At 72.5% G+C, this 19,158-nt stretch carries 18 protein-coding genes; 8 read left to right on the top strand and 10 right to left on the bottom strand.

Going from position 1 to position 19,158, the window contains the following annotated elements; genetic code table 11:
- Nucleotides 1-205: 205 nt before the first annotated feature.
- The 3 genes from AB0F88_RS11600 to AB0F88_RS11590 all read left to right on the top strand — a co-directional run bounded on the left by AB0F88_RS11600 (nucleotide 206) and on the right by AB0F88_RS11590 (nucleotide 5,155).
- The gene (locus tag AB0F88_RS11600) at nucleotides 206-652 is read left to right on the top strand and encodes a hypothetical protein (protein WP_362680870.1); all 447 of its coding nucleotides are present in this window, start codon (nucleotides 206-208) and stop codon (nucleotides 650-652) included.
- Nucleotides 653-821: 169 nt separating this feature from the next.
- Nucleotides 822-3,101, top strand: coding sequence for a hydantoinase/oxoprolinase family protein (locus tag AB0F88_RS11595; protein ID WP_362680867.1), 2,280 nt, complete (start codon nucleotides 822-824; stop codon nucleotides 3,099-3,101).
- Between the two features lie 173 nt (nucleotides 3,102-3,274).
- The gene (locus AB0F88_RS11590; protein ID WP_362680864.1) at nucleotides 3,275-5,155 is read left to right on the top strand and encodes a hydantoinase B/oxoprolinase family protein; all 1,881 of its coding nucleotides are present in this window, start codon (nucleotides 3,275-3,277) and stop codon (nucleotides 5,153-5,155) included.
- Between the two features lie 37 nt (nucleotides 5,156-5,192).
- Here the strand turns inward: AB0F88_RS11590 and AB0F88_RS11585 are convergent, their stop codons facing one another.
- From AB0F88_RS11585 to AB0F88_RS11570, 4 genes are all read right to left on the bottom strand, one after another.
- Nucleotides 5,193-6,161: a hypothetical protein gene (locus tag AB0F88_RS11585; protein ID WP_362680861.1), complete on the bottom strand. Its 969-nt coding sequence runs from the start codon at nucleotides 6,159-6,161 to the stop codon at nucleotides 5,193-5,195.
- A gap of 202 nt (nucleotides 6,162-6,363) precedes the next feature.
- Nucleotides 6,364-7,245, bottom strand: a complete 882-nt coding sequence (locus tag AB0F88_RS11580; RefSeq protein WP_362680858.1) for an ABC transporter ATP-binding protein — start codon at nucleotides 7,243-7,245, stop codon at nucleotides 6,364-6,366.
- Nucleotides 7,242-7,706 (bottom strand): GntR family transcriptional regulator, encoded by a 465-nt coding sequence (locus tag AB0F88_RS11575; RefSeq protein ID WP_362680855.1) that lies wholly within the window; start codon nucleotides 7,704-7,706, stop codon nucleotides 7,242-7,244. The genes AB0F88_RS11580 and AB0F88_RS11575 overlap by 4 nt, the downstream gene beginning before the upstream one ends.
- A 60-nt stretch (nucleotides 7,707-7,766) precedes the next feature.
- Nucleotides 7,767-8,615 (bottom strand): TetR/AcrR family transcriptional regulator, encoded by an 849-nt coding sequence (locus AB0F88_RS11570; protein ID WP_362680852.1) that lies wholly within the window; start codon nucleotides 8,613-8,615, stop codon nucleotides 7,767-7,769.
- Between the two features lie 123 nt (nucleotides 8,616-8,738).
- On the opposite strand from AB0F88_RS11570, the gene AB0F88_RS11565 reads away from it, so the two are divergent.
- Nucleotides 8,739-8,990 (top strand): hypothetical protein, encoded by a 252-nt coding sequence (locus tag AB0F88_RS11565; protein ID WP_362680849.1) that lies wholly within the window; start codon nucleotides 8,739-8,741, stop codon nucleotides 8,988-8,990.
- A 231-nt stretch (nucleotides 8,991-9,221) separates the two neighbouring features.
- Nucleotides 9,222-9,425 (top strand): cold-shock protein, encoded by a 204-nt coding sequence (locus tag AB0F88_RS11560; protein WP_049562746.1) that lies wholly within the window; start codon nucleotides 9,222-9,224, stop codon nucleotides 9,423-9,425.
- Nucleotides 9,426-9,735: 310 nt separating this feature from the next.
- Here the strand turns inward: AB0F88_RS11560 and AB0F88_RS11555 are convergent, their stop codons facing one another.
- Nucleotides 9,736-10,881 (bottom strand): DUF6596 domain-containing protein, encoded by a 1,146-nt coding sequence (locus tag AB0F88_RS11555; RefSeq protein WP_362680845.1) that lies wholly within the window; start codon nucleotides 10,879-10,881, stop codon nucleotides 9,736-9,738.
- On the bottom strand, nucleotides 10,878-11,285 hold the full coding sequence (locus AB0F88_RS11550; RefSeq protein WP_362680842.1) for a YciI family protein: 408 nt from the start codon (nucleotides 11,283-11,285) through the stop codon (nucleotides 10,878-10,880). The genes AB0F88_RS11555 and AB0F88_RS11550 overlap by 4 nt, the downstream gene beginning before the upstream one ends.
- 562 nt (nucleotides 11,286-11,847) lie before the next feature.
- Here AB0F88_RS11550 and AB0F88_RS11545 point away from each other — a divergent pair.
- The 3 genes from AB0F88_RS11545 (at nucleotide 11,848) to AB0F88_RS11535 (ending at nucleotide 16,224) form a co-directional block, all read left to right on the top strand.
- Complete coding sequence (locus AB0F88_RS11545) at nucleotides 11,848-13,011, top strand: CoA transferase (protein WP_362680839.1); 1,164 nt, start codon at nucleotides 11,848-11,850, stop codon at nucleotides 13,009-13,011.
- 49 nt (nucleotides 13,012-13,060) lie between these two features.
- Nucleotides 13,061-14,557 carry a carboxyl transferase domain-containing protein gene (locus AB0F88_RS11540; protein ID WP_362680836.1) on the top strand — a complete coding sequence of 499 codons (1,497 nt, stop codon included), beginning with the start codon at nucleotides 13,061-13,063 and terminating at the stop codon, nucleotides 14,555-14,557.
- A gap of 149 nt (nucleotides 14,558-14,706) precedes the next feature.
- Entirely contained in the window at nucleotides 14,707-16,224 is a 1,518-nt protein-coding gene (locus tag AB0F88_RS11535) for an MFS transporter (protein WP_362680833.1), read from the top strand.
- 122 nt (nucleotides 16,225-16,346) lie between these two features.
- Here the strand turns inward: AB0F88_RS11535 and AB0F88_RS11530 are convergent, their stop codons facing one another.
- The 4 genes from AB0F88_RS11530 to AB0F88_RS11515 are packed head-to-tail and all read right to left on the bottom strand — an operon-like array spanning nucleotide 16,347 to nucleotide 19,063.
- Nucleotides 16,347-16,778 carry a hypothetical protein gene (locus AB0F88_RS11530; protein WP_362680830.1) on the bottom strand — a complete coding sequence of 144 codons (432 nt, stop codon included), beginning with the start codon at nucleotides 16,776-16,778 and terminating at the stop codon, nucleotides 16,347-16,349.
- Nucleotides 16,775-17,236 (bottom strand): hypothetical protein, encoded by a 462-nt coding sequence (locus tag AB0F88_RS11525; RefSeq protein WP_362680827.1) that lies wholly within the window; start codon nucleotides 17,234-17,236, stop codon nucleotides 16,775-16,777. Before AB0F88_RS11525 ends, AB0F88_RS11530 begins: the two co-directional genes overlap by 4 nt.
- Nucleotides 17,237-17,246: 10 nt before the next feature.
- Entirely contained in the window at nucleotides 17,247-18,041 is a 795-nt protein-coding gene (locus tag AB0F88_RS11520) for a carbon-nitrogen hydrolase family protein (RefSeq protein WP_362680824.1), read from the bottom strand.
- The gene (locus tag AB0F88_RS11515) at nucleotides 18,038-19,063 is read right to left on the bottom strand and encodes a DUF418 domain-containing protein (RefSeq protein WP_362680821.1); all 1,026 of its coding nucleotides are present in this window, start codon (nucleotides 19,061-19,063) and stop codon (nucleotides 18,038-18,040) included. Before AB0F88_RS11515 ends, AB0F88_RS11520 begins: the two co-directional genes overlap by 4 nt.
- Between the last annotated feature and the right edge of the window lie 95 nt (nucleotides 19,064-19,158).

The following is a 19,158-nucleotide window of genomic DNA, read 5'->3' as shown; positions in this document are numbered from 1 at the left end:
TGGACGGCCCGACCTCGTGCATCCGCTTGAAAGATAACGATCTACAACTGGTAGTGCACTGTGGGGTATATGAGGACGTTTAGGTGGAAGATGCGCTGGTAAAAGGGGGTGATCCCCAGCCGGCAAGCCCGGGCGCGGCCTGACTTGGCTTGGCGGTGAGAACCGTGGGAGATTCCTTTTGGTCTATCGAAAAGTGGGAGAATCTGTGACGACCACCAACAACTCCGCTCCACCCCTCGGCAAGACCCCGGCCGTCGTGACCCCCGGTCCCTCCGGCGCGGAGACCACGGAGATGCCCGCGGCGCTCGCGGCGATGATGACCGAGGACGAGGCCGTCGCCGCCCAGGCCGAGGCGGCTCGCTGGCGGTACGGGTTCTACGTCGTCGTCATGGGACTCGTGGTGATCCTGATCGGCTTCGTGGTGATCGCGCTGCGCGAGGGCGACACGGCCGCGCCGTTCGCCGGGCTCGTCGGGGTCTCGGGCGCGATCATCGGCGCCTACTTCGGCGTGCAGGTCGGCCAGTCCGGCAAGGACCGGGTCGAGGCCGAACTGCGCCGTACGAACGAGATGGCCATCCGCCTCGCCGCCAAGATCCACGCGCACGACGCCGACGCGGTGATCAACACCACCATGGGTCCCCGCCGCCGCTAGGAGCCGCTCCCGCCGCCCCGGTCCGTGACCGGGGCGGCGGGTCCGTTTCCGGCGAGTTCGTTCGAGGTCGTTCGAGGTCGTTTCCCGCCAACACTGCCCAAGGACCGGGCACAGCTTCGGCAGGGTCCGCCGATTTGCGGACTCGCCGGGACTGGGTAGACACGGGGGCATGCGCAGCGTCCGTATCGGGGTCGACACCGGAGGCACGTTCACCGACGTGGTCGCGGTGGACGAGCAGACCGGTGAGATCACCACGACCAAGACTCCCTCCACCCCCGCCAACCCGGCCGACGGGTTCATGGAGGGGGTGCGGAAAGTCCTGCGGAAGGCGGCCGGCTCGGAGGACGTGAGCGACGCGGCCGACGTAGCCGACGTAGCCGACGTAGCCGACGCGGGCGACGCGGGCGACGCGGCCATGGAGGCGGTGTCGGCCGTCGTGCACGGCACCACGGTCGCCACGAACCAGCTCCTCGAAGACCGCATCGCCGACCTGGGCTTCGTCACCACCGAGGGCTTCGAGTTCATCCTGGAGATCGCCCGCCAGAGCGTGCCGGACGGCTACGGCAACTCCTACTTCTGGGTGAAGCCGCCCCGCATCGTCCCGGTGCACCGGGTCAGGACCGTCGGCGGGCGCCTGGACCACACCGGTGCCGAGGTGCGGCCGTTCGACGAGGAGCAGGCCGTCGCGGCGGCCCGCTGGTTCCGCGACCGCGGCATCACCGCGATCGGCGTGTGCTTCCTGCACTCGTACGCCAACCCCGCCCACGAGCTGCGCATGCGGGAGGTCCTCGAACGGGAGCACCCGGACGCCGTCGTCTCGATCTCGTGCGACGTGCTGCGCGAGTACCGCGAGTACGAGCGGTCGGTCACCACCCTGGTCGACGCCGCGGTCAAACCGACCATGCGCCGCTACATCGCCAACCTGGCCGAACGCCTGGAGGCGGCGAGCCACGCACGGGACGCGGACGGGCGGGCGCACGCGGGCGACGCGGGCGACCGGACGTACCTGGAGGGTGTCGTGGGCGAGGCGCCGCCCGCGCCGGATGTCACGCCGGGGGGCCCGGCGGTGGCGCGGTCCGCGGCGGGCGTCGCGCGGGCGGTGAGGGGGAGCGGCCTGCCGTTCTCCGTGATGAAGAGCAACGGCGGCGTGCTGTCCGCGGCCGAGGTCGTACACCAGCCGATCACCACCGTGCTCTCAGGACCGGCCGCGGGCGCGCTCGGCGCCGCGCTGATCGCCGCCACCGCCGGGCACCCCTCGGTGATCACCCTGGACGGCGGCGGCACCTCGACCGACGTCGCGGTGGTCGTCGACGGAGAGCCGTCCCTGACCACCGAGGGCAGCATCGGCCGTTACCCCTGCAAGATCCCGATGATCGACATCGTGACCGTCGGCGCGGGCGGCGGCTCCGTCGCGTGGATCTCCCCCGAGGGCACGCCGAAGGTCGGGCCCAGATCGGCCGGGGCAGACCCCGGCCCGCTCTGCTACGGCCGGGGCGGCACCGAGGTCACCGTCACCGACGCGCACGTCTTCCTCGGCCGGGTCCCCCCGCACCTGCTCGGCGGGGAGATCCCGCTCGACGCCGACGCCGCCCGCGAGGGGATCGAGGCGCTCGCGGGCAAGATCGGGCTGTCCCCGGAACGGACCGCGGCGGGCATCCTGGAGATCAGCGCGTTCAACCAGTCGAACGCCATCCGCCAGATCACCGTCAAACGCGGCCTGGATGTGCGCGACTTCCCGATGGTCGCCTTCGGCGGCTCGGGCCCGCTCCTGGTCTGCCGCCTGATCGACATCCTCGGACTGCCGTCGGTGATCGTCCCGCCCGACCCGGGCAACGTCTCGGCCTTCGGACTGCTCACCGTGGACGTCAAGAACGACTACGTGCGCACCTTCGTCACCCGCGACCTCTCCCTGGAGACCGCCGGGGAGATCTTCGGCGACCTGGAGGGGCAGGCCGCCGCGGCCCTGGACCGCGAGGGCTTCGCCCCCGGCGCGCACGTCTACGCGCGCAGCGCCGACCTGCGTTACTACGGCCAGGCCTACGAGGTGAGGGTGTCCGCGCCGTCCGGCCCGCTGGACGAGGACTGGCGTGCCGAGGTGCTGGACCGCTTCCACACCGAGCACGGCAAGCTCTACGGGTACGGATACCGCGACGACCCCCGGCACGGCGTCGAGTGGGTCAACCTCCGCGTCTCCGGCATCGGCCCGATCACCCGGCCCGTCATCGGGCGCAGGCCCCACGGCGACCCGCGGCCCGAGCCGGCCGCCTTCCGCGAGGTCTTCTACGACGAGTGGGGCGCGACCCCCGTCCACCGCCGTTCCGACCTGACCGCCGGAGCGCAGGTCACCGGCCCGGCGGTCATCGAGGAGTACGGCTCCACGCTGCCGCTCCACCCCGGCTTCACCGCGACCACGGACGAGTTCGGAAACCTGGAGGTACGCCGTGCATGACGCGGAGCGAGCCCGACGCGGCGAGCGGAGTGGTCCGCGAGGGACGAGCGGCCCGCGGAGTGAGCGAGGAGCGGTGAGCGACCGATGAGCACGCAGCGAGCCCGACGCGGCGAGCGGAGTGGTCCGCGAGGGACGAGCGGCCCGCGAAGTGAGCGAGGAGCGGTGAGCGACCGATGAGCGCGCAGCGAGCCCGGCAGGGTGAGCGGCCGGTGAACGGGGCCGACCCGGTGCTGGTGGAGATCGTCGAGGGGACGCTCGCGTCGGTGGAGATGGAGGTGGAGACCGCCATCGCCCGTACCGCCCGCTCACCCATGATCCGCGACGCGCACGACTTCCGCGCCGGCATCCACGACGTACGGCTGCGCAAGCTGACCGGCAGGTCCTACTCGGCGCTGGTCCAGCCGATCGTGAGGGACTTCCCGGTCGGCGAGATGAGGCCCGGCGACGTGTTCTTCCACAACGACGTCTACCTGTCCGAGGGCGGCATCGGGCACCTGCCCGACCTCTGCGTGACGGTCCCGGTCTTCCACGACGGGCAGGTCGTCGCCTTCGTGCAGGCGTTCGGCCACCACGACGACATCGGCGGGGCCGTGCCGGGCTCCATGCCGAGCAACGCGCGCAGCGTGTTCGAGGAAGGGCTGATGGTCCCGCCGATCAGGCTGTGGGACGAGGGCGTGCCCAACCGGGCGGCACTCACGATCATGACGCGCAACTCCCGGATGCCCGACTCCCTCGCCGGAGACCTGGACGCCGAGTGCTCGGCCTGCCTGATGGGCGCGCGGCGGCTGGGAGAGCTGTTCGACCGGTACGGGCGCGAGGCGGTTGAGGCGTGCTTCGACGCGATCATCTCCAACACCACCGAGACGTTCCGCAGGGAGTTGCTGGCCAAGATCCCCGAGGGCACGCACGTGTGGGAGGACTACGCCGAGCACGACGGCGTCGACGAGCCCCGCCTGCACACGCAGCGGATGACCCTCACCGTCGACCACTCCGCCGAGGTGCCGCTCGTCATCGACTTCACCGGCACCTCCCCGCAGGCCAAGGGCCCGATCAACCACGCGGGCGACTACGCCGACGGGGTGTTCCTGAAGAAGTGGCTGGCGCCGATCCTGCGCAACCTGGCCGACACCCCCGAGCGGATGGCCGAACTCGACGTCAACGAGGGGGTCGTCCCCCTCATCGAGATGCGGTTCCCCGGGAAGGGCACCCTGCTCACCCCGATCTTCCCCGCCCCCACCAACGCCCGCACGTTCGTGATCCTGCGCCTGCTGGGCGTGCTGGCCGGGGTGCTGGCCAAGGCGACCGGCGGCCGGATGCCCGCCGACCAGGAGACCATCCGCTACACCGGCGTCTACGGCGAGGGACTCGACGGCACCCCGTACCTGATGAGGGAGGTCCTCGGCGGCGGCTCCGGCGGCCGGTGGTACGCCGACGGTGAGGACACCATCCACGTGGTGCCCGACTCGCGCAACATCCCGGTCGAGTTCGCCGAGTCCCGCTGGCCGTTCCGGGTCGAGCGGCTCGGCCTGGCCCGCGACTCCGGCGGCCCCGGCCTCTACCGGGGCGGCCTCGGCTACGACAAGCACCTGCGGATGCTCCGCGACGCCTCGTTCATGTCCATCGCCGACCGCTCGATCCTGTCGTGCTGGGGCGTGAACGGCGGCCGCGCCGGACGGCCCTTCGTCGTGGAGATCGAGGGCAGGGAGATGGAGGGCCTGGTGGACGACTCGCCGGTCCGGGCCGGTGAGATCATCCGGGTGCGCACCACGGGCGGGGGCGGCTGGGGCTCCCCGCTGGACCGCGACCCCGCCCTGGTGGCCGCCGACGTCCGCGACGGCAAGGTCTCCGCCGACGGCGCCCGCGACGACTACGGGGTCGTCCTGTACGGCGGCCCCGACGACCTGCGGGTGGACGTCGAGGCCACCGCGACCCGCCGGGCCGGGCTCCGCGCACTCCTCCCGGCCGATCCGGCCGACCGGCCCTTCTTCGACCGGGGTCCGGGCTTCCCCACCCTGTCGGGCGGCCTGCCGCACGCGGAGGTGGACCTCATATGACGCTCGCGAGGCGCCCGCGAGGCGCTCGCGGGGCGGCTCACCTCCGGCGGCGGAGGGTGCGGGTGACGGTGAGGCCGCCGAGGGCGAGGGTGCCGGCCAGCAGGATGCCGGTCTCGGTCCACTGGAAGCGCCAGAACCGGTCGACCGGATGGTGGTAGACCGCCTTGCGGTAGCCCTCGTCGATCAGGCACTCCTCCTTCAGCAACTGGGCCCGTTCCGAACGCGCGTCCACCCCGGCGGGCGGAGGGCAGGCACCGGCGGGCGGCTCCGTGGTCTCCCGGCCGGAAGGATCGACCCAGGCCTCCCCGACCAGGGTGCCGCCGCCCTGGTAGAGCGCCGTCCAGCCGGTGGTGACGGTACGCACCGGCTCGGCGTAGGAGTCGCGGGAGAAGAAGACGGACGGGACGGTCAGGGCGACCAGCGCCACGGTCACCGCCATCGCGGCCAGGGTGCGCCGGAAGAACGTCCCGGCGGCGGCGCCCAGGACGAACGCGAACAGCCACCACGCGGCCGGGACGACGCCGATGACGGTGAACGTCCCGGGTTCCAGTGACTTGTCGCCGATCACGTCGCGGAACACCGGCAGCCACGCGCCGATCATCACCGACAGGAGCAGGGCGGCGGCCACGACCATGCCGCCGAGCAGGCAGAGCTTGGTCACGAGCCACCGCAGAGGGGAGACCGACTGGGTCCAGGCCAGCGCACTGGTCCCGCGCTCGAACTCGGCCGCCAGCAGCGGCGCGCCCCAGAAGGCGCCGACCAGCGCGGACCCGGCGATGGGAAGCAGTCCGAAGACCATGAAGACCGGGTAGTAGTAATCGTCGTAGATCTTCGAGTTCACGCCGGAGCACGCGGCGGCGGGCCCGGGGCAGCCGGGCGGGGCGTGGCCGGCGATGTAGGCGGTCGTCCGCAGGCCGGAGACGAGCAGCAGCACCCCCAGGGCGAGCAGCAGACCGCAGGTCACCAGGATCTGTGCGCGATGCTGTCGCCAGGTCAGCCAGAGCAAGGAGGAATCCCTTCAGGTGGTACGCCCGGTTCACCTGGGCGGTCCGGTGCCGGTCCCCTATGAGGAACCGCGCGAACCTGGTGGTCCGGTGTCGGTCCATACGGGGGACCGCGCGAACCCGCCGGTCTCGTGCCGGTCCCATACGGGGGACCGCGCGAACCCGCCGGCCTCGTGCCGGTTCCGTACGGTGGAGGCGGGGTGATCAGCGGGTGGAGGTCAGGGTGGGGCGGGGGAGGGCCGCGAGGTCCGGGGCGCGCAGATAGGCCAGCACCGTCTCCTCCAGGTTCACCGGGCGGGCGGTCCAGCGCGGGTCGGGCGGCGGAGTGCCGTCCCGGACGAGCAGGGTGGTCTGCCGACCCGTCCCGCCCCGCGAGATCACCGGCAGCCGGGCGGCGAGCGCGTCGGCGCCCTCGGCGGGGCCGGTCAGCAGGCGGTGCCCGGCCACCAGCTCGTCGATGTCGCCGCTGACCTGGACCCGGCCCCCGTTGACCACCATCAGCCAGTCGCAGGTCCCCTCCAGCTCCGACACCACGTGCGAGGAGAGCAGCACGGTCAGCCCTGTCTCGGCGACCGCCGCCATCAGGCCGCGCATCACGTCCTGGCGGGCCAGTGGGTCGAGGTCGGCAAGCGGCTCGTCCAGCACCAGCAGGTCCGGGCGCTTGGCCAGCGCGACGGTGAGGGCAACCTGCGTCCGCTGCCCGCCCGACAGCCCGCCGACCCTGCGGCCGAGCGGGATGTCCAGCTCCGCCAGCCGCCTCCTGGCCGCCGCGTCGTCCCACCGGGGGTTGAGCCCGCGCCCGAACGTGAGCATCTCGGCCACGCTGAAGCCCGCGTACAACGGCTTGCCCTGCGCCATGAACGCGATGCGCCGCAGGTTCTCGCGCGCGGGTCCGCCGAACACCCGCACGGTCCCCGTGGTCGGGGTGAGCAGGCCGACGGCCAGGTGGAGCAGGGTCGACTTGCCCGCGCCGTTCGGGCCCACCAGCGCGACCACCCGCCCGGACGGCACCGCCACCGAGCAGTCGCGCAGCGCCCAGGTCCGCCGGTAACGCCTGCCCAGCGCCTCGGTCTCCAGCGCGGTCACGCGATCTCCTCACGGGAGTCGTGGGAGTCGTGGGAGTCACGGGACTCGCGGGCACCGGGGGTCTCGGGGGTCTCGTGGGAGAAGCCGGTCAGGACGGAGGCGACCAGCGCCTCCAGATCCTCCAGGTCCAGACCCGCCTGGCGCCCGTCGCGCACCCAGCGCACCAGGTCCGCGCGCAACCGCGCGCGGTCGCCCATGGAGGTCTGGCCCAGCGACCGCTCCACGAACGTGCCCTGCCCCGGCCGCCCGCTGACCAGGCCCTCACGCTCCAGCTCGCGGTACGCCTTCAGCACCGTGTTCGGGTTGATCGCCAGCTGGGCCACGACCTCCCTGGCCGTCGGCAGCCGGTCGCCGGGCCGCAGCACGCCGAGCCGCAGCGCGTGCCGGACCTGGTGGACCAGCTGGAGGTACGTCGCCACCCCCGAACCCCGATCGAGGCGGAATTCGATCAACGTCCACACCCTTTCACTAATTAAGTAGTGAAAGGGTGGAGCTCGGGCCGGGGAATGTCAAGCTCCGCATCAGGACGGCCCGGCCACGCGCGGGCCGCCTCCCGGGTCCGTGGCGTCTCCCGGGCCCGTGGCGTCTCCCGGGCCTGTGCCGCCTTTCGGACCCGGGCCGCCTTTCGGGCCCGTGGTGAAGACGCGGCCGAGGTGGTAGTCGACGACGCGCCTGACCTCGGCCATCGTGCGCCGCCCGTGCAGGACGTCCATGCCCAGCCCGGTGACACCGGCCACCAGGAGGTCGGCCTCGTGGCGCGGGTCGAGCCCCGGCGCGGCCGTGCCGTCGCGCTGTGCCCGCTCGATGACACCGGCGACCAGCTGTTCGAGGGGCTGGGCGTCGTGCAGGAAGACCGAGGCCAGCGCGGGATCGGTGAGGCTGCGGGCGTAGTAGGCGGCGAGCACCCGCAGGGCCGCGCGGCGCTGGTCGTCCAGCGGCAGGAACTCGCCCAGGATCGCCCGCAGCAGGGCACGGGAGTCGGAGGGATCGACCGAGGCCATCCGCACCCGTGCGTGCCGCTCGTTGTCCTCGTTCAGCAGCCGGAGCGCGGAGACGAGGAGCCGGTGCTTGCTGTCGAAGTGGTACTGGACCACCCGCAGTGACACCCCGGCCTCGGCGGCGATCTCCCGCATGCTCGCCGCGTCCAGCCCGCGCTCGGCGGCGACGCGCCAGAGCGCCTCGCTGATCTCGCGGCGCCTGGACGGCCCCGTGCCCGGCGCGGGAGCCGGGGGCGCGACGGGCGGGTTCTTCCTCCGCCGGTACGCCTTGGCCTGGCAGCCGCGCGAGCAGTACGCCGGGGGCCGTCCTCGCGTCACCGCCGGCAGCGGGGTGCGGCAGACCCGGCAGGCCGCCCTGTTTTCATCACGCACTCTCACAGCATATTCCCAATAATCTGTGACGTAAGTCGTGAATAGTCCAGATCACAAGCCTTTTGATTCATGATCGTTTGATACGTTTGTATCGTTCTTGGGTCACACGTAAGGAGGTTCGAGATGAACGAGGCCTGGTACCGGCTCGGAATGCTTCTGGTGCTCGCCGCGGGTGTCTGGGAGGGGCCGCTGGCGGTCGTCTTCCGGGTGTTCACCGACAAGGCCCCCAACGCCCTGACCGCGGCCAACTACCTGCCCGCCCCCTGGTGCTACCTCGCGGCGGCGGGCGCGACGATCGCAGCCCTGGCCGTGATCGCGGTTCTGGACGCCGCGCACAAGCGGGTCCTGGCGCGCAAGGAGCGGTCGGGCGGGTGATCGCCACAGGTTCCCGGTGCCCGGGCCGGGGTGGACTCGTGCGTTGGCCCGGACAGGTGCTAGCCTGAACGTAGTTGCGGTTGTGGTACCCATGAAACTTTGTGTGCACCTGACGGATAACCCTTCAGGTGCATTTTGTTTTCCCGGTCATCTCCGGATGGGCTCATCGCGGCGACGCGAGATCCACGCGGTGTGGATCTCGGCTCTGCCCCCTATCGAAGGAGAATGATCATGGCGACTGGCACCGTTAAGTGGTTCAACGCGGAAAAGGGCTTCGGCTTCATCGAGCAGGACGGCGGCGGCGCCGACGTCTTCGCCCACTACTCCAACATCGCCGCCCAGGGCTACCGTGAGCTGCAGGAGGGCCAGAAGGTCTCCTTCGACGTCACGCAGGGCCAGAAGGGCCCGCAGGCGGAGAACATCGTTCCCGCCTAGTAGTACAGGCACATCACGGGCCGGGGCCCGCACCTCTCTGAGGTGCGGGCCCCGGCTCGTTTCGCGTCCCCGCCCTCGGCCGTCGGCCTGCGCTCCCGCGCCGTGAACGAGAGACCGTGAGCGAGAGACCGTGATCGAGGAACCGTGAGCGAGGAGAGGGAGCGGGACCGTGCCTGCCGGGTGCCTGCCGGGTGCCTGCGGAGTGCGACCTGCCGCCCGCGGAGCGGCCTCCGGTGATCAGGAGCGCGGTCCGAGGAACGGAGGCCACCGCGGCACGCTCGTCGGAGGTGCCTCGTGGCGATCGTGCCGCTCACCCGCGCAGCCGCACGTTGAGCCGGGCGGCCTGTCGCGTGAGGTGGTCGCGTTCGAGGAGGTTGGGCGCCTTTCGGGCGGCTTCGGCGTAGAGCCGTGCCGCGGTCGCCGGGTCACCGTCACGCTCGTGCAGGTACGCCGCGGCGGCGGTGTGGCGGGGCAGGGCGGGGTCGAGTTCCGCCAGGGCGGCCAGGCCGGCCCGCGGGCCGTCGGCCTCGCCGACCGCGACGGCCCGGTTGAGGCGGGCCACCGGGCTGTCGGTGAGGCGCACCAGCTCGTCGTACCACTCGACGATCTGCACCCAGTCGGTCTCCTCGGCCGTCAGGGCGTCGGCGTGGAGCGCGGCGACGGCGGCCTGGGCCTGGAACTCGCCCAGGCGGTCGCGGGCGAGGGCCCTCTGGAGCACGTCGACGCCCTCGGCGATCAGGCGGGTGTTCCACAGGCCGCGGTCCTGCTCGGCGAGAGGCACGAGCCTGCCGTCGGGGCCGGTCCGTGCCGGGCGCCGGGCGTGGTGGAGCAGCATGAGCGCGAGCAGGCCCGCGACCTCCTCATGGTCGATCTTGGCCGCCAGGTGGCGAGTGAGCCGGATCGCCTCGCCGGCGAGGTCGACGTCGCCGGAGTAGCCCTCGTTGAAGACCAGATAGAGCACGCGCAGCACCGTGGCGACGTCACCGGACCGGTCGAACCGGGCGCCCGAGACGGTCCGCTTGGCCCTGCTGATCCGCTGGGCCATGGTCGCCTCCGGCACGAGGTAGGCCTGCGCGATCTGGCGCGTGGTCAGGCCGCCGACCGCGCGCAGCGTGAGCGCGACGGCCGAGGCCGGTGTCAGGGACGGGTGCGCGCACAGGAAGTACAGCCGGAGCGTGTCGTCCACCGCCTCGCCCGGGCCGGGCACGGGCTCGGTCTCGACGCGTACCTCGCGGTGCCGCCGGGAGGTGTCGGCGCGGGCGGCGTCGAGGAACTTACGCCAGGCCACGGTGACCAGCCAGCCCTTGGGGTCCCGCGGCGGGTCGTCCGGCCACACGCGCACTGCCTCGACCAGGGCGTCCTGCACGGCGTCCTCGGCCGCCGCGAAGTCGACTCCGCGACGGACGAGGACACCGATCACCGCGGGCACCAGCTCCCGCAGCAGCGACTCGTTCACTCGGTCACCGTGGGCGGTTCGGCGTAGAACGGGCGCACCTCGAGCCACTCGTGGATGGGCTTGCCACCCGCACCCGGAGCCGCGGACAGATCGCCGGCCAGCTCGAGCGCCCGCTCGTAGGTCTCGACGTCGATCACCATCCAGCCGGCGATCAGGTCCTTGGTCTCCGCGAACGGGCCGTCGGTGACCGGCGGCCGCCCCTCGCCGTCGTAGCGGACGAACGTGCCCTCCGGGGAGAGCGCCTGACCGTCGACGAACTCGCCGGTGCCCTCGAGCCGAGTGGCGAAGTCACTCATGTACTGCACGTGGGCCGAAACCTCCTCCGGCGTCCACTGGTCCATCGGCACGTCGTTGACCGCCGCCGGCGCGCCCCGGTAGTGCTTGAGCAGCAGGTACTTGGCCATCGTGTTCTCCTTGTTGCGGTACGGCCCATTGTGGCCGTGTCGGCTGTTCACCGCGGGGACGAAGCCGCGCGCGGTTTCTCGACATCCGGAAGCGTGCCGATTTCCAGAATGTACTTCTGGTCGTCACCGGCCTGGGACGCCCGTGCCGATCGAGAACCCGCCCGCACGCCGATCCGCTCACGGACCGGCGGGGTCGAGGCCGGGGGTGGCTGCTCCCGGCGCGTCCTGGCCGGGTCCCGCGCGCCCGCCGCCACGACCGGACGGACGCGGGCGAGAAGGGCCCGGCGCGGGCGCCTCCCGTTCTCCCCGGCCGTGAGCCGTACGTACCCGGCCGCCTCCGGTCCTCCGATCGGAGCCGTGCGGGAGATCGTGACGAACACATCCTCATGATCTTGCCCCCTCCCGTCCCGCCGGGTGACGGTATGGGAGATCATGGGTGTTCCTCCGTCCGGATGTCGTGCCAAGTGGTCTCATGGCTAAGCCAGGTGGTCTCATGGCAAGCGGGCCGGGAGCGGGGGAGCCCTTGCCGGCCGGGCCGGCCGCCACGCACCGGAGGTTGATCTTGCAGGGAGCACTCGGCGACATCGTCGTCCTCGATCTCTCTCGCGCGCTCGCGGGCCCGCACGCCGCGCAGATGCTCGGTGACCTGGGCGCCCGCGTGATCAAGGTGGAGCATCCCGCGGGAGGTGACGACTCGCGGGGCTGGGGCCCGCCGTTCGTGGGCCCCGACCAGGACATCTCCACATATTTCCTGGCGGCCAACCGCAACAAACAGTCGATCGCCGTCGATCTCAAGTCCGCCGAGGGCAGGTCGCTCGTCGAGCGCCTGGTGCGGCAGAGCGACGTGCTGGTGGAGAACTTCCGCACCGGGGTCATGGACCGGCTGGGCCTCTCCGCCGAGCGGCTGCACGAGCTCAACCCCCGCCTGGTCATCCTGTCGATCACCGGTTTCGGCCATGACGGCCCGGAGGGCGGCAGGCCCGGCTACGACCAGATCGCGCAGGGCGAGGCGGGGCTGATGAGCCTGACCGGCCCCTCGCCCGAGGAGCCGTACCGGGTGGGCGCCTCGGTCGCGGACCTGCTCGGCGGTATCCACGGCGCGTACGGGGTGGTCGCCGCGCTCTACGAGCGGGAGCGGACCGGGCGGGGCAAGGTCGTGCGGACCTCGCTGCTGGCCGCGGTGACCGGGGTGCACTCCTACCACGGCACGGCATGGACGGTCGGCGGCCAGGTGTCCCGGGCGGGCGGCAACCACCACGCCTCCATCGCCCCGTACGGCGCCTTCCGCTGCGCCGACGGCATGATCCAGATCGCGGCGGCGAACGACGCGCAGTGGCGCAAGGTCGCCGCCCTGCTCGGGTTGGACAGCGACCCATATGTCGCTAAATATGCGACCAACCGGGAAAGATTTACGCATCGAGATGAGCTGATCGCCGACATGGAGCGGGCGCTCACCGAGCACGACCGGGCCCACTGGCTGGCCGCGCTCGGCGAGGCCGGGGTGCCCGCCGGGGCCATCAGGTCCCTCGACGAGGTCTACGCCTGGGACCAGACCCGTTCCCAGGGCCTGGTCGTCGAGGTGGACCATCCCGTGCTCGGCACCATCGAGCTGCCCGGACCGCCGCTCCGCTTCGACGGCGACCCTCCCGTGCGCCACGCCGCCCCGCCCGCTCTCGGCGAGCACGACGACGAGGTCCTCGCCTGGCTGGAGGCGCGCGAGCGATGACAGGCACACCCCCCGTCCACGCCCGGACGCCGTCCCGCGGAGCGCGGGTATGACCCCGGCACGGCCCGACGCGCGCACGCTGATCGACACCTTCCTCGACCCGGGCACGTGGCGGTCGTGGGACGAACCGCCCGCCGACCCCGCCGCGCCCGGCTCGGGGTACGCCGAGGAGCTGGCCGCGGTCCGGGTCAAGACGGGATACGACGAGTCGGTGATCACCGGGGAGGGCCTGCTGGACGGGCGCCGGGTGGCGATCGCCGTGTGCGAGTTCTCCTTCCTGGCCGGTTCGATCGGGGTGGCCGCCGCCGAGCGGCTCACCGCCGCGGTCGAGCGGGCCACCGCCGAGGGGCTCCCGCTGCTGGCCGCCCCCGCCTCGGGCGGAACCCGGATGCAGGAGGGCGCGGTGGCCTTCGTCCAGATGGTGAAGATCACCGCCGCGGTGGCCGCGCACCGCGCCGCGGGGCTGCCGTACGTCGTCTACCTGCGCCATCCCACCACGGGAGGCGTCTTCGCCTCCTGGGGGTCGCTCGGGCACGTCACCGCCGCCGAGCCGGGCGCGCTGATCGGGTTCCTGGGGCCGAGGGTGTTCGAGTCGCTGCACGGCTACCCGTTCCCCGCGGGCGTCCAGGTCTCCGAGAACCTCTTCGCCCACGGCCTGGTCGACGCGGTCGTGTCGGCGGAGGACGCCCGCCGGGTCGCGATACGGACGCTCGCCGTGCTGTGCGCCCCCCGCCGGGACCTGGATCCGGGGCCCGAGCCGGACGAGCGGGTCCCGACGGTCCAGGCGTGGGACGCGATCAGCCGCTCCCGCCGCGACGACCGTCCCGGGGTTCGGGCGCTGCTCAAGCTCGGCGCCTCCGACGTCACCCCGCTCAACGGCACCGGCGTGGGCGAGAACGACCCCGGGCTGATCCTCGCCCTGGCCAGGTTCGGCGAGGCCCCCGCGATCGTGCTCGGCCAGGACCGGCGGCACCAGCGGATCGACGCCCCGCTCGGCCCGGCCGGGCTCAGGGTCGCCAGGCGGGGCATGCGCCTCGCCTCCGAGCTGGGGCTGCCGCTGGTCACCGTGATCGACACCGCCGGGGCCGCGCTGTCCAAGGCGGCCGAGGAGGGCGGCCTGGCGGCGGAGATCGCCCGTTCGGTGGCCGATCTGGTGATGCTCGACGCCCCGACCGTGTGCCTGCTGCTGGGGGAGGGGGCGGGCGGTGCCGCGCTCGCGCTGCTCCCCGCCGACCGGGTGCTGTGCGCCCAGCACGGCTGGCTGTCGCCGCTGTCTCCCGAGGGGGCCTCGGCCCTGCTGTACCGGAGTGTCGACTTCGCCCCGGAGATCGCCGCGGCGCAGGGGGTGAGGTCCACCGACCTGCGCAGGGACGGCCTCGTCGACCGGATCATCCCGGAGTTCCCCGACGCCGCCTACGAGCCGGAGGCGTTCTGCGTCCGGGTCGCGCGCACCCTGGAGCACGAGATCGCGGGACTGCTGGGCCAGGCCCCCGCCGACCGCCTCGCCGCCAGGCTGGCCCGTTACCGGCGGCTCGGCGTGAGCTGAGGATCCCCGGCCCGGGGGTCGGCGTGAGCTGAGGATCCCCGGCCCGGGGGACGGCGGTATCACCCGTACGGATGCCGGACGCCCCCGGGGCCCAGAGGTGGCCGTCGGCGGTTGACCTCAACTTTGGTTGAGGTCTCATTCTGATGACCATGACCGATCCGACCACGCCCGCGACGCCGGCCACGCCGGTTACGGCCGGGCGGCGGGAGTGGGCGGGCCTCGCCGTGCTGGCGCTGCCCGCCCTCCTCGCCTCCCTCGAACTGACCGTCACCAACCTCGCGTTACCCGCCATCGGCAGGGATCTGGCGGCGAGCGGCACCCAGTCGCTGTGGATCGTGGACGTCTACGCCTTCCTGCTGGCCGGGTCGCTCATCACCATGGGCGCGCTGGGCGACCGGATCGGCCGCCGCCGGTTGCTGCTGATCGGGGCGGTGGCGTACGGCCTGGCCTCGGTCCTGGCCGCCTACGCGCCCGACGCCGGGAGCCTGATCGTCGCCCGGGGGCTGATGGGTGTCGCCGGATCGACGCTGATGCCCTCCACACTCTCCCTGGCCACGTCCATGTTCTCCGATCCGCGGCAGCGGGCGACGGCCATCGGGATCATCGTCGCCAGCGTCTCGGGAGGCACCGCGATCGGCCCGCTGGTGGGGGGTTGGCTGCTGGAACGCTTCTGGTGGGGGTCGGCGTTCCTGCTGGCCGTACCCTTCATGGCGGTGCTGCTGGTCGCGGGGCCGCTCCTGTTGCCGGAGCGCAGGGACGCCGCCGCGGGGCGGCTGGACGTCGCCGGCGCGGTGCTGTCACTGGGCGCGGTGCTGCCGCTGGTCTACGGGCTCAAGCGGATCGCGGCCGACGGCCCGGAGGTGACGTCCGCGGTCGCGGTCGTGACCGGGCTCGCGCTGGCGGCGGTGTTCGTCCGCAGGCAGCGCACGCTGGCCGATCCCCTCGTCGATCTGCGGCTGTTCGCCGGACGGACGTTCAGCGCCGCGGCCGCCACGCTGGCGCTCGGCATCTACGTGCTGTGGGGTTCCAACTACGCCGTCGCGCAGTACCTGCAGCTGGTGCACGGCCTGTCGCCCCTGGAGGCGGGCCTGTGGACGGCGCCCTCGGCGGCGGGGGTCATCGCCGGCTCCCTCCTGGCCCCCCGGATCGCGCGGAGGATCCCGCCTTCCATAGTGATCGCCACGGGCCTGGCCGTGTCCGCGGCCGGCTATATCGTGCTCACCCGGACGCAGGGGACGGGCGGGCTCGCCGTCCTCGTGTCCGGTGCCGTCGTCGTCTCCGCGGGGCTGGGGCCGATGATGGCGCTCGCCACCGACCTGGTCGTCGGCTCCGCGCCGCCTCGCCGGGCCGGTGCCGCGGCGGCGATCGCCTCGGTGGCGCCCCAGTTCGGCGGCGCGCTCGGCATCGCGGTCCTCGGCAGCGTCATCACCGCGGTCTACCGGAGCCGGATCTCACCGGCGGAGGTTCCCGAGGCCGCTCGCGACAACCTCAACGCCGCGGTGGCGGTCGCGGGGAGCCTTCCCGGACGGCTCGCGTCCGGACTCCTCGACACGGCGCGCACCGCGTTCGTCCAGGGCTTCCACCTGACCGCGGCGATCAGCGCCGTCCTGATGGCGGGCATCGCCCTGCTGGTGGTGATCCTGCTCCGCGAGGACGCCGGGCGATGAGACGCTCCCGGCCGATCGACGGGCCGATCGACGGGCCGACCGGCAGACCGACGGCCGACCGGCGGGCCCGGCTCGCGGCTCCCGGCCGGCCGGTGAGCCGCCCCGTGGGTGTGCCGGGAGCGTTACGGCTCGGCGCCCTCCGGGGTGAGCGGGACGGGCAGGCGCTCGATCCTGATGGAGAAGACCTCGTCGCGGGGGACGACGACCTCGTACGCCCCGTGGTCGACCATCCAGTAGCCCAGCGCCTCGGCCTTCATCCCGCTGTGCCCGGTGTAGGCGATGTGCAGGCTCTCCTCGCCGTTCTCCTCGGAGACGTCGAGGACCAGGCACGGCTCCCCGCCGAACGCGCCGACCGTGCGGACCAGCACCAGCCATTCGAGGTCCTCGCGGGCGACGACCAGCCGCCAGTAGCCGGAGGCCGCCTCGAAGCCCTTCTGCGCCTCCTCGTTGAACAGCACCACCTCGGCGCTGCCGGGCCCGAGGGCCGCGGCGTACGTACGGCCCAGGTAGCGGGCGGCGAACCCCGAGGCCACCGGCTCGATCTCGGCGCTCATGAGGCGGGCCGCCAGCTCAGGCCGTCGTAGAGGCCGAAGAGGCGCTCCTCGCCGGGGACCACGTGGATGATCTCGGCCCCCGCGGGGATCGGCATGGGCGTGGTGTGGAACTGCGGCACGACGTGCTCCCGCGAGGTGGTGAAGCCGTTTCCGGTGAAGGGCGGTGAATCGTTCCAGTCACCGCCCATGTGCGGGCCGTATGGTACGACGTAGGCGTCCATGTCGCGGGCGAACCAGCGCATCAGATAGATCTCCGGGACCGTCGCGCTCAGCTCCGAGCCCTCGAACCCCAGGTCGAGGCCGGCGAAGAGCTGCGCGGGGGTGGTCAGCCGCGCGCAGTCCTGAACCCGGTACACGTACCCGGAGATCACGGTGCGTCTGCCGGCCAGATAGGGCACGAGCAGCCGAGGCGGTATGACCTTCTGCATCTGCGTTCTACGCCCAGGTGGCTCACTCACGGTCGGCATTTTACGATCCGCCGACCTGGAGCCGCCGGTGTTCCAGGCACGGCAGGGCATTCCGGGTGGCAATCGTGATCTGCGCGTCGATTTCGCACGTCTGCACGGCGGCTGTGGGCCCCATATCGGTGCGTACCACTCCCATCGGATCGACCAGCATGCTCCGCCCGATCCCGAAGCCGTCGCGGGCCTCCGGGTTCGGCGCCTGACCCACGGCCGCGACCCAGGTGGTGTTCTCGATCGCGCGGGCCCTGACGAGGGTGGTCCAGTGTTCCTCCTTCATCGGCCCCGAACCCCATGCGGCGATCACCGCGAACATCTCGGCCCCCAGGTCGACCAGGGCCCGGGTGAGCTCGGGGAAGCGGATGTCGTAGCAGGTGACCAGGCCCACCCGGATCCCGGCCAGCTCCACCACGACCGGCGTGTCGCCCGGCGCGACCAGCTCCGACTCGCGGGCGCCGAAGGAGTCGAACAGGTGGATCTTCCGGTAGGCCGCCTCGATCGAGCCCGAGGGGCCGATGGCGACCGCGGTGTTGTGGACCCGGTCCTCGCCGGGTTCGAACACCCCCGCGATCACCGACAGGCCGTGCTCCCGCGCCGCCGCGGCCAGCCCGGTGACGAACGGCCCGTCCAGCGGCTGGGCGAGGTCGGTGACGCGTTTGCCGTACCGGGTGAGGGCGGCCTCCGGGAGGATCGCCAGCTCGGCGCCGCCCGCGGCGGCCTCGGCGAGGGCGTCGCGGGCACGGCTGAGGTTGGCGGCGGGGTCTTCGGCCACCGGGATCTGACAGAGGGCGATGCGCGTCACGGATGTGACCCTATCCGTCTGTTCGGCACTCGTTCCAACCACGTGAGGCTCCGCCACGCCCATTCCAGCGGCCCGTACCTGAACCTGGCCAGCCACGCGCGGCTGAACAGCACCTGAAGCGCCAGGACGGCGACGGAGAGCGCCACGCCGGCGAGCCGGGTCGTGTCCGCGACGAGCAGGGGTACGAAGATCAGGATGATCGGGGTGCTCACCAGGTAGTTCGTCAGCGCCATCCGGCCGAGCGGGGCCAGGACCGCCAGCAGCGGGCCGCGCAGCCGGGTCCGCAGCAGGAGCAGCAGCCCGGTGCCGTAGGCCGTGGCGACGGCGAGCCCGGCGGCCGCGTGGACGGACGCGTGGAAGAGGAGGGGGTCATTGGCGATGCGCAGCCAGAGCCAGGTGAGCGTCACGCCCAGCACCGCGCTCGCCACGAACGCCGGCGGCAGCAGCCACCCGGGCGGCGGGCGCTCCATCAGGAGCATGCCCAGGAGGAACAGGCCGGGAACGAGGATGATCGCGCCGCCCTGGTACACCGCCCACACGGTGAGGGCGACGCCCAGCACCGCCACCGCGGGCCGGGGGAAGAACGAGGCGGGCAGCAGGACCAACGCCCCGAAGATCGCGTAAGGCAGGAGCACCTCGCCCGAGTTGAGGACCTGGTGGACCGCGCCGAGGGCGGCGAGCACCGCCAGCCTGCGCAGCAGCACGGCCCGGGGGTGTTCGGTCCGTTCGGCCGCCGACCTCAGGAAGAGGACGAAGCTCAGCCCGAACAGGAAGGAGAAGATCGGGTAGAACCTGCTCTGCAGCAGGTTGTCGATCGCCCAGTCGACCGCGTTGCGATCGGACGCGCCCAGATGCTCACGCGTGTGCTGCCAGGTGTTGACCACCATGATCCCGCACACCGCGAAGCCGCGGAGCGCGTCGAGCGCGTCGAGCCGGGCCGGCCCCGCCGGTCCCGCCGGTTCGATCGGTCGGTCCGGTCCTGCCGGGTCGGCCGGGTCGGCCGGTGGGGTCGGTCGGGTCACAGGAAATAGACGTACCATCCCATAATCACCTACGCATAGACGACCCACCCGGTTGCCGGCGCCCGGACCGGATCGCGCGGCCGGTCCGACGGCGC

Source organism: Streptosporangium sp. NPDC023963 (genome assembly GCF_040639135.1).
In the GTDB taxonomy this organism is placed as follows: Bacteria; Actinomycetota; Actinomycetes; order Streptosporangiales; family Streptosporangiaceae; genus Streptosporangium.
This window is presented reverse-complemented; position numbering and strand designations above follow the sequence as displayed.

Coding starts and splice junctions, on each gene's coding strand:
- AB0F88_RS11565 (WP_362680849.1), top strand. CDS start 8,739: ATGAACGAGGCCTGGTACCGGCTCGGAATGCTTCTGGTGCTCGCCGCG.
- AB0F88_RS11530 (WP_362680830.1), bottom strand. CDS start 16,778: ATGAGCGCCGAGATCGAGCCGGTGGCCTCGGGGTTCGCCGCCCGCTAC.
- AB0F88_RS11550 (WP_362680842.1), bottom strand. CDS start 11,285: ATGGCCAAGTACCTGCTGCTCAAGCACTACCGGGGCGCGCCGGCGGCG.
- AB0F88_RS11595 (WP_362680867.1), top strand. CDS start 822: ATGCGCAGCGTCCGTATCGGGGTCGACACCGGAGGCACGTTCACCGAC.
- AB0F88_RS11535 (WP_362680833.1), top strand. CDS start 14,707: ATGACCGATCCGACCACGCCCGCGACGCCGGCCACGCCGGTTACGGCC.
- AB0F88_RS11590 (WP_362680864.1), top strand. CDS start 3,275: ATGAGCGCGCAGCGAGCCCGGCAGGGTGAGCGGCCGGTGAACGGGGCC.
- AB0F88_RS11560 (WP_049562746.1), top strand. CDS start 9,222: ATGGCGACTGGCACCGTTAAGTGGTTCAACGCGGAAAAGGGCTTCGGC.
- AB0F88_RS11540 (WP_362680836.1), top strand. CDS start 13,061: ATGACCCCGGCACGGCCCGACGCGCGCACGCTGATCGACACCTTCCTC.